Origin of the sequence: Acinetobacter lwoffii (assembly GCF_019048525.1) — a bacterium.
GTDB lineage: Bacteria > Pseudomonadota > Gammaproteobacteria > Pseudomonadales > Moraxellaceae > Acinetobacter > Acinetobacter lwoffii_K.
Genome location: NZ_CP077369.1, coordinates 1,235,101 through 1,249,263, shown reverse-complemented (window position 1 = coordinate 1,249,263; position 14,163 = coordinate 1,235,101). Strand labels below are relative to the sequence as shown.

The following is a 14,163-nucleotide window of genomic DNA, read 5'->3' as shown; positions in this document are numbered from 1 at the left end:
ACCGTTAATCCTGTTTATTTCTAAATTAAAGTTCAGCCAAAGCGTGTAACAGTGCTTTGATGTCGTCGAGTTGGGTCGCTCTTAAATCAGCTTCTTCATCCCAGTACATGCCGACACAGTTGGCCTGCATATCAATAGCATAAATGCCTTTTAATGCAATGGGAAAATCTTTAAATTTCTCATCACCCTGCACGATTTCGAGTTTATTATCGACAACACGGGCGCGCATCAAGGGCAAACGCGCATCTGGCATCAGCACACTGTAGTACGCGACCATACTGGCACGACTTTCAGTCGCCTTCGGGATTTTGGTCCAGTCCGGTGCCACCACCAGACGTGGATGCAAACCCATTTTACGGGCTTTGTCACGCATCAGGCCCAAGGCTTTTTCTCGGGGGCTCACGCGCAACCCGAAAATCGACCCTATGACGAAAATGATGATGACCACCGTCACCCAGATTCCAGTGTTTTCCATAGTTCAACCTTTATGTTCTATTATTAGAGTTGCATAAGCACAATATAAAACGCAAGTTTGCACGATAAAATTAATTCAGGAACATTTCATGACTATATAAAATTTCGTGACCATTCCAGTAAATATAACCTTTCTCGATCAACTCCTTCAGCAGCAAGCGGATGTCCGATTTTGGAAATAACTGTTCCAGTAAATCACGCAGCTCATAAATGTCTTTGGGTTTATCGCCCTGCAATTCACGCAGTTTACGCGCCACTTCCAGTTGTACCGGATCGATCCGGCCAAAGTTCTTGAACAGGTCTTGCTGTGCCGACTGGATTGGTGACTTGAGTATTTCAGATTCAACTGGAGCTTCTTCTGCCTTCAGTTGGGAAATGACCTGATCCAGTTTTGGATTTTCAACCGGGCTTTGTTCATCCAGATTGAGTTGCAGCCATTGTTTCAAAACTTTTTTGCGGAAGCTGATTTGCTCATCATAGCGTTTGACGATTTTCAGGTTAATCAACATGCCGACCACATGCTGAGCTTTTACCGGCATCACTTGCAGAATATTCGCCACTGAGTTTTTTAGGGTTTCCACCGTATTCGGTTTGCCGCTCATTTTCCCTAACGCATCACAGTATTTTTTCACCAGTTGCAAGGCAGGTTTGTTCTTGATGGTATCCAGACTCGGAAGATGATTTTTAGGTTGATCGGTTGGAATGTTTGTCTCATCAGGCTGAATCTGAATTAGGTGACACGGAATATCAGAAGCTTGCAGCATCTGCTGCAACATCTCGCAGCTGTCCATCGCCGAGATCAATTCAACCTCGGTTTCCGGCTCCAGTAGCGCCATAAGCTGACCGACAATGACCGCATATTCATATTCTTTTTGTGGCGATTCAGGCGTGTCCAGTACCACCACCTGACCACTGCTAATCCAGCCGGCAAGCTCGGTTAAATCCTCTAAGGAGAATTCAAATTTTCCGGCACAGCTAAACAGATATAAAGTCGAATAATGCGCCACAATCTCACGCATTAACTTGGCTGTAGGGAAATTATTTTCGAGGTCGAGTAGAACAACTTTTGGGTGCATGGGACGCAATTCCGGAATGTACCTGAGAGCCGGTATTAGAGTAGGAAGTGAGTGAAAGGTCAAATAATTTTATGGCTGAATGGGTGCAGCCCTGTTTCGGCAGAGGGCCAAACTGCATTTTATGAAATGCCGGCAAGAAATCTGTTTGCAAGCGCGAATGTTTGTTTTCAACAGGAAAATTCTTTTACACTTGATCATCGCGTTGCACTTTATTACTTTTATATGCGTGTTTAAGGCAATTTAAAAGCCCATTCAAAACAAAAATACTTCTCTTTTTATCATCTTATAGATTGACTCATTTTTATTTTTCAATAAAAAACCCTTAGATCAGCTAAGGGTTATTGTTGATTAAATCATTGGTTGCAAATTAATAATGCGGTGGTCGGTCTGCAACCGGATCAAATTCTGCTATGCCTTCAGACAGATCTGAAGACTCAACACGTTGATATAACAGCGTCATTTGCTTTTTCAGGTCAGCAATTTCCAGGGTCTGTTTGGCCACCTGATCATTCAACTGTTCAACTAAATCGTCTAAAAATGCAATTCGCACTTGCAAATCTTCAATGGGTGCGGAAAATGACGCCTGATCATTTAGATTTTGTTGTTTAGTCATTTAAAGTCCTCATTGGGGATTTCAGGAAACATTATGGCCTATATTACCCTTAGGGATGTCCAACTTGCGTTTGGTGGACCCGCCCTGCTCGACGGCGCGAATTTTAACTTGGAACGCGGCGAACGAGTGTGTTTGATTGGCCGTAATGGTGAGGGTAAGTCTACCTTACTTAAGCTGATTGAAGGAAGTTTACTGCCTGACAACGGCGAAGTTTCATTACAAAACGGCATTACCATTTCCATGCTGGCGCAAGATGTACCGATGGATTCAGGTAAAGTGGCTGATATCGTGGCAGATGGCGCTGGTGAAGCGTCAGAAGTTCTGCGTGCTTATCATGCTGCCAGTGAAGCTTGTGTACTAGGTGACATGGACGCCTGTGATCGTATGGGCAACCTGCAACACAAAATGGATCAGCTGGATGGCTGGGCCCTGGAAACCAAGGTCAATTCGATTTTAAGCAAAATGGGCCTGGACCCGGATGCAGATCTTGCCGATTTGTCTGGTGGTCGTAAACGTCGTGTCTTGCTAGCACGTGCTTTACTTACCCAACCTGATGTCCTGTTACTCGACGAACCGACTAACCATTTAGACGTTGAAAGTATCGAATGGCTGGAAAAATTCCTGCTCGATCAAAATAATTTGACCCTATTGTTCATTTCGCATGACCGTGCCTTTGTCGATAGCATTGCTACCCGTATTGTTGAACTGGATCGTGGTCAACTGCGTAGTTATGAAGGTAACTATTCACGTTATCTAGACCTGAAAGCCCAGCAAATGGAAGCTGAAGAAAAGCAAAATGCGCTGTTCGATAAAAAGCTGGCTGAGGAAGAAGTCTGGATCCGTCAAGGGATTAAAGCCCGTCGTACCCGTAACGAAGGTCGTGTCCGTGCCCTAAAAGCATTACGTGAAGAATCTAGAGCACGTCGTTCGCAACAAGGTAAAGTGACGATGGCGACTCAGGATGCCAACCGTTCCGGCAAACTGGTGTTTGAAATTGAGAACCTGAGTGTGAAATTCGGTGACAATGCACCGATCATCAACAACTTCTCTGCACTTGTCCTCCGTGGCGACCGTATCGGTCTGGTCGGTGATAACGGTGTCGGTAAAACTACCCTCATTAAAGCCATTCTGGGCGAGCTAGAACATGGCGGTACGGTGAAGACCGGTACGCAGTTAGAAGTGGCCTATTTCGACCAGCTCCGTAATGCGCTGGATCTGGAAAAATCTGTTAAAGATAACGTCTCAGAAGGTTCTGACCACGTGGATGTGAATGGTAACCGTCGTCATATCTATAGTTATTTACAAGATTTCCTGTTTTCGCCAGAACGTGCCCGTACCCCAGTCAAAGCTTTGTCAGGTGGTGAGCGCAACCGTATCCTGCTAGCGAAACTGTTGCTGAAACCATCGAACCTGATTGTGATGGATGAGCCAACCAACGACCTGGATATGGTGACTTTAGAGTTACTGGAAGAGATGCTGGGTGGCTACAAAGGCACCCTGCTGTTGATCTCGCATGACCGTGCCTTTATGGACAACGTGGTAACATCCACTTGGGTCTTTGATGGTAAGGGCAATATTGACGAATATGTTGGCGGTTATCAGGATTATCTTGAACAGCGCCCGGATCAAACCGTGGTTGACCAAAAAAGTGCCGTGAAAAAAGCCATGGCCAAAGCAGAAGCTGAGGCGGCACCGGTCGCTGCCAAGAAAGTTAAGCTTAGCTACAAGGACCAGCGTGCACTCGAACAGCTTCCAGCTGAGATGGAAGCGCTAGAAAAAGAGCAGGTCGAGATCAATGCACAACTGGCTGATGGCTCTTTATTTGTGACTGATTCCGATAAAGCACTGAAACTGTCTAAACGCTTATCCGAAATTGATGAGCTGTTACTGGAAAAATTAGAGCGTTGGGAAGAACTGGACAACCTAAGTAACGGCTAAATATTCCCCGAGCTTTTACTAAAGCATCTGTATTCGTACAGATGCTTTTTTATTTCAATAATCTTCTCTGTTAGACTGCATTTAATCTTTTGGCCCTAAATTGTTTTATGAGTACTCAGCCTGCATATCAACCCGGTGAATTTCAATGGTCATTCCTGTTACCTCAATATTGGGGCAAATGGCTAGGCATTATTTTCCTGATGATTCTGGCGATCTTACCTTGGGCCATTCAGCATCGTCTGGCGTCCCTGCTGGGCCACCTTTCTTTTAAATACTTGAAATCACGCCGTGAAACCACGCTGCGTAATCTGGAAGTCTGCTTTCCCGAATGGTCTGAAAAGCAGGTACAGGACAATGCCCGTCAGGTATTTATCGATCAAATGCTGGGGGTGTTTGAGACGCTGAATGCCTGGTACAGTCCGAAATGGTTTCAGGGCCGCGTCAGTATTGAAGGCTTGGAACATATTCAGAAGGCACAAGCCGCAGGCCAAGGCATGCTGTTATTAGGCACGCATTCAACTTTGCTCGATGCGGGTGGTTATCTTTGCGCACAATATTTTGAACCGGATGTAGTCTATCGTCCGCAGAATAATCCACTTTTGGACATGCTGATTTACCGTTGTCGCGCCACAATTTATGCCAATCAGATTGACCATGATGATATGCGCGGTCTGGTACGTAACCTGAAAAATGGCCATGCGATCTGGTACAGTCCGGATCAGGATTATGGTTTAAAACAAGGCGTGATGGCACCTTTTTTTGGCGTGCCTGCGGCGACTGTAACCGCACATCGCCGTTTACTGAAAATGACCAAAGCGGCTGCAATTCCTTTATATTTCTACCGTCATGGCGATATTAACAATCCGCGCTACCATGTGCTCATTGAACCGGCACTGGAAAACTTCCCTAGTGAGAATGAAGTTGAAGATGCCACTCGCGTGAACCGGGTGATTGAGCAGCAGTTGCGCATCGCACCGACCCAATATATGTGGTTCCACCGCCGTTTTAAGACTCGCCCTGAAGGTTATAAATCAATTTACTAAATCGATTTGATCACGGAATTTGAAGGGCTATAGCTTAAAATCATGTTTAAGTAATTGAAATAATTTAACCCGAGCTCTACATCCTGTAAAACTCGGGTTAATGAGGTTGTGCTTTCACATATTATAATTCGTTCTGCTTTTTTGTGATTTCCCTTTCAGCATCATATCCATGATGTTTTCATTCAGCTTCGTCTTCCTTATGAGAATATCCTTTCTCGACTCCCTGTGCTGATAAACCTAGAATACCCAGATTCCCAACCCCTGCCCATTCGCAAGAAGCGTAAACTGTTGTAAGCAATATCGTACACTTTTCTTCTAAAAACCTATGAGATTTTGCCCCCTTCTTTATAAGCCAGGGCAACTTCATCAGTGACTATTTTTTCCTCTTTCTCTGCTTTCTGAATGCCCTCTTCAATGGCTTTTTGTGCTTCCTGCTCATCTTTATCAGTTTGTTCTAATTCTTCCTGAATATGCTCGAATACCCGACCGGTTTGTAATACCAGAAAGACCGGAAAATGGTCAGAACCTACATGCGGTAAACGCTCCATGTGTACCAAGGCAAAATCGGTACTATGAAAGACGTGATCCAGCGACCAGCGGAAAAAAGGATAATCTGCGTGAAAAGTATTCACATAATGACGTCCTACCCGCGGATCCAGCAGCCCACTAATGCGTTGAAACAGGCGTGTGGTACGTGACCAGGCCACGTCATTCAGATCGCCCATGACGATACAGCTTTCATCCAGATCTTTAATCTGATCACCGACAATCAGCAGTTCAGCATCACGCAAGGTAGAATCCTTGGCCTCGGTCGGACTGGGTGGTTTGGGATGCAGACAGTAGAGCTGTACCGGTTGTCCTGAGCGTAAAATCACCGTGGTATGAATGGAGGGAATTTCATCACTCAGAATAAATTTAACCTCAGTTTCACTCAGTTCGAGCTTGCTATATAGATGCATGCCATACAGATTATCCAAAGGCACAGGCACGCGATAAGGATAATCAGCTTCAATCACCGAGAGTGCATTTTGCCAGTTTTGATCGGTTTCCAGAGTCAAAACCAGATCTGGCTGATGAATCTGGATCTGCTCGATCAGTAAATGATATTTGGTATTGGTAGTAAGTACATTGGAAACGACCAGGGAAATCTGACGTTGCGGATCCAGCTGATCATGCTTGACCTGCTTGACCTGTTTTTTCCAGATAAAGGTATAGGGCAATACCATTTTCAACTGATAGGCCAAAGCTGCCATCAGACCGATAAAAAGCAGCTGATTCAACCAGTTCCAGGGATGATCAACCAGGAGAAAAAGAATAAAGGCGATAAAGCCCAATACCAGAATTTGTAAGCGTGGAAAATCCGCACCCCGAATCCACCATTCATCGCGTGGTATCAGTGACCAAAAACTTAACCAAATGACAATGATTGCCAGAATTTGGATAACCCATATCATAAACTGCGCTCTTAATTAAGTTATTATTTTTTCTAAAAGAAAAATGACGTTATCAATTTTGTATGTATCATAAAGCAGATATTTCTCTCAAGAATATTGATGTTTTGATTGTGTAGCTCTTGCAGTTGAGTCCCTTTTTGGTACACTCGAATCCCTTTTGATTTTTTAACGCACCGAGGCAAAGTGACATGAAAGTAGGTCTGGTCGGTTGGCGCGGGATGGTTGGTTCCGTCCTTATGCAACGTATGGTTGAAGAGAATGATTTTGCTCATTTTGAGCCATTCTATTTCTCTACCAGTAATGCAGGCGGTGAAGCGCCGGCATTTGGCGGTAAGACCGCCCCAGCACTTATGGATGCATCAGACATTAACAGTCTGAAGCAAATGGATGTCATTATTACCTGTCAAGGTGGCGAATATACCTCTGAAGTTTTCCCGAAACTGAAAGCTGAAGGCTGGAACGGTTACTGGATTGATGCAGCATCGACCTTACGTATGGATGATGAAGCCATCATCGTACTTGATCCGGTGAACATGCATGTGATCAAAGACGGTCTGGTCAAAGGCACCAAGACTTTTGTCGGCGGTAATTGCACAGTTTCCTTGATGCTGATGGGCTTGGGCGGTCTGTTCCAGAACAATCTGGTGGAATGGGCAACTTCAATGACCTATCAGGCCGCTTCAGGTGCAGGCGCACAGAACATGCGTGAACTGATCAATGGTATGGGTTATTTATATAACAATACCAAAGAGTTGCTAGATGATCCGCGTTCTCCAATTCTGGATATCGACTCTAGAATTGCTGAATTACAACGTGGTGAAGGCTTCCCGTCTGCAAACTTTGGCGTTCCTTTGGCTGGCTCACTCATTCCTTATATCGACAAGCAGCTGGAAAGCGGCCAGTCGAAAGAAGAATGGAAAGGTCAGGTTGAAACCAACAAGATTCTGGGCAATCAGCAGATCGTACCGATTGATGGTCACTGTGTGCGTATTGGTGCCATGCGTTGTCACTCTCAGGCATTAACCCTGAAATTGAAAAAAGATGTACCTTTGGATGAAATCGAAGACATCATTGCACGTGCCAATGACTGGTCTAAAGTGGTTCCAAATACTCGTGAAGCATCGATGACTGATCTGACGCCTGTTGCTGTAACAGGTACTTTAAGCGTTCCAGTAGGCCGTCTGCGCAAGCTGAACATGGGTAAAGAATATCTGGGTGCATTCACTGTAGGTGACCAGTTGCTTTGGGGTGCCGCTGAGCCGTTACGCCGTATGCTGCGTATTCTGATTGATTATAAAAATGCCTAATATCCTTTGGATATAAAGCCAAAAGCCGATCTTTATTGATCGGCTTTTTTATGTAACTATTGCGTAAGTATTTTACAAAAAACAAACATCCCGTTAATCTATAATTTTCGCTATGCGATAATGACTGAGCTCACGATTAAGATGACTGTATATAACAAATTAAAGCTTGCCATTTTAGCCATTGTCGCTTCACAAAATATTTATGCGATTAATGTAGATCCGGTTCAGATTCAGTCTGCCCCAGGGGAATTACTCTACGCAGAAATGACTTTTCGGCAGTCTGATATCAATTTGCCGATTGAAGTCAGTCTGGCTTCACCTGAAGATTTACTCTCGATAGGTGCATCGCATCAGCCACCTGGTCATCTGAACTTTTTTACTCGGCGCAGCAATAATGGCACCGGGGTTATTACTATTACTTCTTCTCGCCCCATGACAGAGCGCGAGCTGAATATTATTGTCAAAATCAAGGAAGGCAATGCTGCACGTCTGCAACATATCCGTACGCCCTTACAAGCTAAAACTGATTTATTAAAAGCTAGTCTCAAACAGAATGAACGCCCGCTTGCACCAGTTGTCGTCGTCAGTGAAAAAGATATTGCACTCAACTTACCCGTAAGTAGCCATTACAGTACAGCAGCTTCCGCTGCCTCAAATAAGCCACCGGTTTTAGAAAAGCCATTGGCATTGCAACGCACAGCACCACCTGTATTATCGAATATTTCCATTCCTAAAACTGCATTTGCACCAGCTGTAATGACATCAAGTCCAGCGATTCAGGCGCAAGCGATTGCGCCTGTGCTTAAAAGCGAGGCTGTAACTGCACCCGATATTCAAGCCCCAGTTAAAACTGCAGCGGCGCTTTCAGATTCAGTAAAGACCTCACAAGCAACTCTTGCATCGCCGGCTCCTGCAGCAGCCTCGACTACAAACAAACCAACCAGTACGATACCAGCAAATCAAAGTGCATCAGCACCAAATAAAGCAAATATGCAGAAAGCTGTAGAGTCCCATTCTGATCATCAAACTGCTTCCAGTGATCCATTGGTGAAAAAATTTGCTGAGGAACAAGCCAGAAAATCAACTGGATCAGCTAATCCGGTGAAAACTCCAGCTCCAGTTACTACAAAAGCTTCACCAGTCAAAGCAACTCCGAATCAGACTCAACCTACTTATGTAGTTCAATCCAATGAGTCACTGTGGGGAATTGCCTCACGAATTGCTCAACAGCAGCAGCGCCCGGTCAATGAAGTCATGCAACAAATTAAAAAAGACAATGAGCATGCTTTTATTGGAGGAAATGCCAATCGTCTACGTAAAGGTGCTGCATTGAACTTAAATACGACTCATCCTACACCTGCGCCTATTAAAGTCACTGCGGCAAAGCAAACCGAGCTACCGTCTAAGCCTACTGGCAAGACTAAATACCGCCTGAATCAGGCAGAAATGAGCCTAGTGGCTGAGAACCAGCGCGATTCCGGGCAAGTTTCTGCAAACCAGAACACAGAACGCAATCAAACATCAAAGGAATTGTCATTAAAAGTTATGACAGCCCGAGAAAAAACCGTTAAATTACAGAGAAACGTAACTGAATTAGAATTGGCACTCAATCAGAAGGATCACAGAATTCAGTTATTAAATGCGCGTCTGGCCCAGCTACAACAACAGCTCAAAGCCCAACAAGCAGATAAGAAGCCAATTAATTAAAAAGTTACACATGACGATTTATTGGGATAGGCGAACTTAAACTACTCTATCCCCAAGGGGTAAAACATGCTGATTTATGTGATTCCATTAGTGATATTGATCATCGTATTAATTGTCTTTAAAAAACGACAAGATGCTCAAGAATCAGATAAAGCAAAAACTAAAACGGTAAAAGCGAAAAAACCTGGCTCTGCTTCAAAAGCTGCTCCACAAAGAACCAAAGTAGTGGAGCCAGTCGGGGTCACAAAAAAATCAGCAACGCCATTATCAGCAGAAACATGCAAGAAAATTGAAGGCCTGATTCAGGAACGTAATTTTTTTGCGGCCGAAGCACAGATTAATCAGGCACTGAATCGGGATAATTCCCAGCATGAACTCTATCTGTTGTTATTGGATATTCATATCTTACAAAAAGATGAGTTTGCGATTTCACAGCTGCTCAACCATATCCGCTCTTTGCATTTAGATGAGATTCTGGCGCAAGCTGAAGCGAAACAGCGTGAATTTGAAAAATCTTCATCTGCTGTACAAGATACCATTGATTTCCCAAGTGCCCAGCCTAAAACTTCTTCTGCGCAGGAAGCTACTTCAACTTCAGATGCTTTTGCCGATCTGGTTGCACCGGCCCCTTCAAATGAACTGGCATTTGAACAATTGCAGCAGGACTTTCAATCAAGCAAGCCGGCCCCTGTTGCAGAACCTGTAACAGATATTCAGCCACTTGAATTTAATTTTGAACCAAAGACTACCCCAGTAGAAACACCAAAAGCTGAAGAGGCTCCTGTACCTGCTGCTCCTTCTGTAGATTTTGAATTTCAGAGTACATCTACAGATATTCAAACTACAGCAGTAACAGAAACGGCACCTGTCTTAGACTTTAAACTGGATTTGGAACAATCTGCTCCAGTAGAAACAGCACCAACTGTGACTGAGGAAATCAAGCCTCTCGATTTTTCATTCTCACTTGACACACCTGTACCAGCAGCTGAAAAAACGGCTGTGCCAGCGACTGAGTTTGACCTGTCTAGCTTGACAGCTGCAGCACCTGTGGCAGAACCAGCGTCACAAACCAATCTATCAGGCATGGATTTTAAATTAGATCATTTGGAAACCACGCCAGAAGCACCTGCTGCGACAGCGATGAATTTCGATCTTCCTGCTACACCAGCTCAGGCAACGATAGACCAGCATGATCCGCTGGTGCAATCTTTCCCGGAATTACTGGATGTTAATGAAGCAAGTCTTAACCTGGATCTTGCCCAGCAATATATTCAACTCGGTGCCTATACCGCTGCTCGTGAAGTCATTGCGGAGCGAGAAGCTGAATATACTCCTGAGCAACAACAACGCGCCGAGCAATTACTGAATCAAATCGCATCTTGATGCATTTCGATTTACACTAAAGCAGTCAATAATTGGCTGCTTTTTTTATGATAAAAAATATTGCATTAATTTATATGGGCGGCACATTCGGCTGTGTGGGAGACCCTCTTGCACCGATGCCTGCTGATTTATTTATTCCAAAGCTCGAACAGATACTCGCAGAGCATTATTTCGTCGAATGCTATCATGCACCCGCTATTAAGGACAGTAGTGCCTGTACAGCAACCGACTGGTTGCAACTGGTACAGTTTATTCAGCAATTGCAATCGCGGCAGATCCAGCATTTTGTGATTATTCACGGTACAGATACACTGAGTTATGCCAGTGCAGTACTGGCACATTTTATTGGAAACTCGGCGCATGTGGTGTTGACCGGTAGCCAATATCCGTTGCTGAATGCTCAAGACAATGAACAGCGTGAATTTAGCGATGCCCTGGATAACCTGAAATTTGCATTAGATTCGGTCAGCACCTGTAGCGCCGGAGTCTATCTGGCATTCCATCATCAGCTGCTACATGCGCAAACTGCACTGAAACAGCATACTACCGAGTTAAATGCCTTTGCAGGTCTTGAGGCCAATATCGCAATCCAGACCCATCAACCGTGTTATCAGGTCAAGGTAGAAGATATTGCGAAAGCGGCTGAATTCAACTGCATGAGCATCATGATGCAGCCGATTGATCTGGCTCAGCAGCTGAATAACTTGAACAACCTCTTGGCTCGACCACCGCATTTTCTATTTTTGCAAGGTTTTGGCACTGGCAACCTGGCGGTCAATGACACCATGATTGCGCTCATTGATCAACTCTATGAGCAGGGCTGCATTTCCGTCTTGACCACCCAAGTGCCTTTTGGTGCGACGGATCAGCGCTATGCTATTGCCGAATGGGTCAATCACTGCAAAATTTTGCTGAATGAAAGTTATGGACATGCGGATCTGTATGCAAAAGCCCTGAAAATGTATTTACAATACGACACTGTAGAGCAATGGCATCGTCATTGGTACGATCAATAAGGTTTGAGGTCATTATGCAGCGTTTTGCGGTGGGAATTGAGTTTTGTGGGATGCATTATCGGGGATGGCAGACTCAACAGCCGGGAGTTGCAAGCGTACAGGAAACCATTGAAAGGGTCCTGAGCCGAGTTGCCGATCAACCGATTAGCCTACAGGGTGCCGGCCGCACGGATGCCGGGGTACATGCGACCAACATGGTGGCACATTTTGATACTGATGCCGTGCGTTCTGAACGTGGCTGGCTGATGGGCTGCAATAGCCAACTCCCTAAAGACATCTCGATCCAGTGGATCAAAGAAATGGATCACAGCTTCCATGCCCGTTTTAAGGCACAGGCGCGCCGCTATCGCTATGTGGTCTACAACCACCCTGTACGCCCGGCATTGCTGCATAAACAGGTCACCCATGTCTATGCACCGCTTGATGTTGAACAGATGATATACGCCGCGAAAAAGTTTGAAGGCACGCATAACTTTGAAAGCTTCCGCGCCGCAGCCTGTCAGTCCAATCAGCCCGTTCGTCATGTCAGCCATTGCCACCTGATTCAGCATGGTCAATATCTGGTATTGGATATTCAAGCCGATGGCTTTCTGCACCATATGGTGCGCAATATCATGGGCTGTTTACTGGAAATTGGTCAGGGTATGTACGCTGCCGATCATATTGATACTATTTTCGCTGCCGAAGATCGTAAAGCCGCAGGCGTGACTGCACCAGCAGATGGTTTGTATTTTATTCATGCTGACTATCCGGCGCAGTTTGAATTACCGGAGTTACCCTTAGGTCCACATTGGCTGAATATGCCGGAATAGTTTTTAAATTTTTTAGAATATTTACCTCCCCTAACCCCTCCTAAAAGGAGGGGAATTCCCACTGCTGTCCCATAGTTTGCTTTAAATAAAAAAACCTGAGTCCTAACAGTTAAAATATGAGTGCAAACAAACACTTTAACGACCAGGATTCAGGTTTTGTTACATCAGAATACCGTATTTCATGAGCTAATTAAACCTGTTGTGCGACAGGATTTTGAACAACTTGCTAAAGTACACCATGTTGGACAGAAATTTAGAGCGGCTTCCCGGTGGGATCAGTTTATTGCCATATTGATGTCTCAATTCTCTTGTAGGCAAAGTCTGAGAGATATTCAATCCAATTTGGAGTGCCAACAGGAAAAGCTAAGTCATCTCGGAGCAAAATCTATTCCCCGAAGCACGCTGGCACGAATCAATGAGCAGCAGCCTGCTGCCTTGTATCAACAGCTATTTTACAAGTTGCTTAAATACTATGAACACTCGAAAGTAGCTCATAAATTTCGCTTTAAGAATCCCTTGTATTCCTTGGATGCCAGTCATATTGACCTGTCGCTTTCCTTATGTGAATGGGCCAAAGTTCACGACTCAAAAGCCAGCATGAAACTCAGCATAGGATTGAATCACAGCAATGATATTCCTGAGTTTGTTGCAGTTGAAAATGGCAAAGAAAATGACATGGTACAAGGCCGCAAATTCCAGTTTCCTGCTGGCAGCATTGTAGTTTTTGATAAAGGCTATGTCGATTACCAATGGTATGCAAATCTGACTGCTCAAAACATTGGATTTGTCACACGTTTTAGGCCTAAATCTGTGTATCAGGTGATCCAGCAACATCCAGTGCTTGAATCCAAAGGTATTCTAAAAGATGAAACCATTCAGCTGAATAGCGCACATGCCCTAAAAAGAAAAGCCCCAGTGTTAAGAAGAATTGAATATAGAGATCAGCAAAGTGGCAAGCACTTTAGCTTTCTCAGCAATAACTTTCATTTAGCCGCCTCCACCATTGCGGCGATTTATAAAGATCGTTGGAAAGTTGAGCTGTTCTTTAAGGCGATTAAGCAGAATCTCAAATTAAAAGCGTTTCTAGGCCGCAGCAGGAACGCAATTCAGACACAAATCTGGATTGCGATGATCGCCTATTTATTGGTGAGTTTCGCTCAACATTTAGGGAAAACAGGTTGGACAGTTCAACGTTTACTCAGAATAATTCAAGTGAATTTGTTTGAAAGAAGAACTTTAAAAGCTTTATTTTCACCCGATAAAATACCCATAAAACAAGAGGAAGCTCAAATGAGCTTCCTCTTGTGAAAAATTGTGGGACAGCAATGGGGGAATTCCTC

General features: G+C 44.5%; 12 protein-coding genes. 8 read left to right on the top strand and 4 right to left on the bottom strand.

Annotated features, from left to right (window positions below):
• Positions 1-25 precede the first annotated feature (25 nt).
• The 3 genes from I6L24_RS05815 to I6L24_RS05805 all read right to left on the bottom strand — a co-directional run bounded on the left by I6L24_RS05815 (position 26) and on the right by I6L24_RS05805 (position 2,163).
• A complete protein-coding gene (locus I6L24_RS05815; protein WP_004647398.1) occupies positions 26-475 on the bottom strand; it encodes a hypothetical protein in 450 nt (149 codons plus the stop codon).
• 70 nt (positions 476-545) lie between these two features.
• On the bottom strand, positions 546-1,550 hold the full coding sequence (locus I6L24_RS05810) for a hypothetical protein (protein WP_005261740.1): 1,005 nt from the start codon (positions 1,548-1,550) through the stop codon (positions 546-548).
• Between the two features lie 367 nt (positions 1,551-1,917).
• The gene (locus I6L24_RS05805; RefSeq protein ID WP_004278477.1) at positions 1,918-2,163 is read right to left on the bottom strand and encodes a SlyX family protein; all 246 of its coding nucleotides are present in this window, start codon (positions 2,161-2,163) and stop codon (positions 1,918-1,920) included.
• A gap of 33 nt (positions 2,164-2,196) precedes the next feature.
• On the opposite strand from I6L24_RS05805, the gene I6L24_RS05800 reads away from it, so the two are divergent.
• Positions 2,197-4,101: an ATP-binding cassette domain-containing protein gene (locus I6L24_RS05800; RefSeq protein ID WP_005261739.1), complete on the top strand. Its 1,905-nt coding sequence runs from the start codon at positions 2,197-2,199 to the stop codon at positions 4,099-4,101.
• Between the two features lie 107 nt (positions 4,102-4,208).
• On the top strand, positions 4,209-5,144 hold the full coding sequence (locus I6L24_RS05795; protein ID WP_005261737.1) for an LpxL/LpxP family acyltransferase: 936 nt from the start codon (positions 4,209-4,211) through the stop codon (positions 5,142-5,144).
• A gap of 323 nt (positions 5,145-5,467) precedes the next feature.
• Here I6L24_RS05795 and I6L24_RS05790 read toward each other — a convergent pair whose 3' ends face one another.
• Positions 5,468-6,598, bottom strand: a complete 1,131-nt coding sequence (locus I6L24_RS05790; protein ID WP_005261736.1) for an endonuclease/exonuclease/phosphatase family protein — start codon at positions 6,596-6,598, stop codon at positions 5,468-5,470.
• Positions 6,599-6,786: 188 nt separating this feature from the next.
• Here I6L24_RS05790 and asd point away from each other — a divergent pair, with 188 nt between their 5' ends.
• The 6 genes from asd to I6L24_RS05760 all read left to right on the top strand — a co-directional run bounded on the left by asd (position 6,787) and on the right by I6L24_RS05760 (position 14,131).
• A complete protein-coding gene (gene asd / locus I6L24_RS05785; RefSeq protein ID WP_005245919.1) occupies positions 6,787-7,905 on the top strand; it encodes an aspartate-semialdehyde dehydrogenase in 1,119 nt (372 codons plus the stop codon).
• A gap of 120 nt (positions 7,906-8,025) precedes the next feature.
• Positions 8,026-9,612 (top strand): FimV/HubP-related protein, encoded by a 1,587-nt coding sequence (locus tag I6L24_RS05780; RefSeq protein WP_004729474.1) that lies wholly within the window; start codon positions 8,026-8,028, stop codon positions 9,610-9,612.
• A gap of 66 nt (positions 9,613-9,678) precedes the next feature.
• The gene (locus tag I6L24_RS05775; RefSeq protein WP_005261728.1) at positions 9,679-10,995 is read left to right on the top strand and encodes a hypothetical protein; all 1,317 of its coding nucleotides are present in this window, start codon (positions 9,679-9,681) and stop codon (positions 10,993-10,995) included.
• A 47-nt stretch (positions 10,996-11,042) separates the two neighbouring features.
• Positions 11,043-12,011 (top strand): asparaginase domain-containing protein, encoded by a 969-nt coding sequence (locus tag I6L24_RS05770; protein ID WP_005261727.1) that lies wholly within the window; start codon positions 11,043-11,045, stop codon positions 12,009-12,011.
• A 14-nt stretch (positions 12,012-12,025) separates the two neighbouring features.
• A complete protein-coding gene (gene truA / locus I6L24_RS05765) occupies positions 12,026-12,823 on the top strand; it encodes a tRNA pseudouridine(38-40) synthase TruA (RefSeq protein ID WP_005261726.1) in 798 nt (265 codons plus the stop codon).
• Between the two features lie 156 nt (positions 12,824-12,979).
• Entirely contained in the window at positions 12,980-14,131 is a 1,152-nt protein-coding gene (locus I6L24_RS05760; RefSeq protein WP_005261725.1) for an IS4-like element ISAbe18 family transposase, read from the top strand.
• Positions 14,132-14,163: the final 32 nt, after the last annotated feature.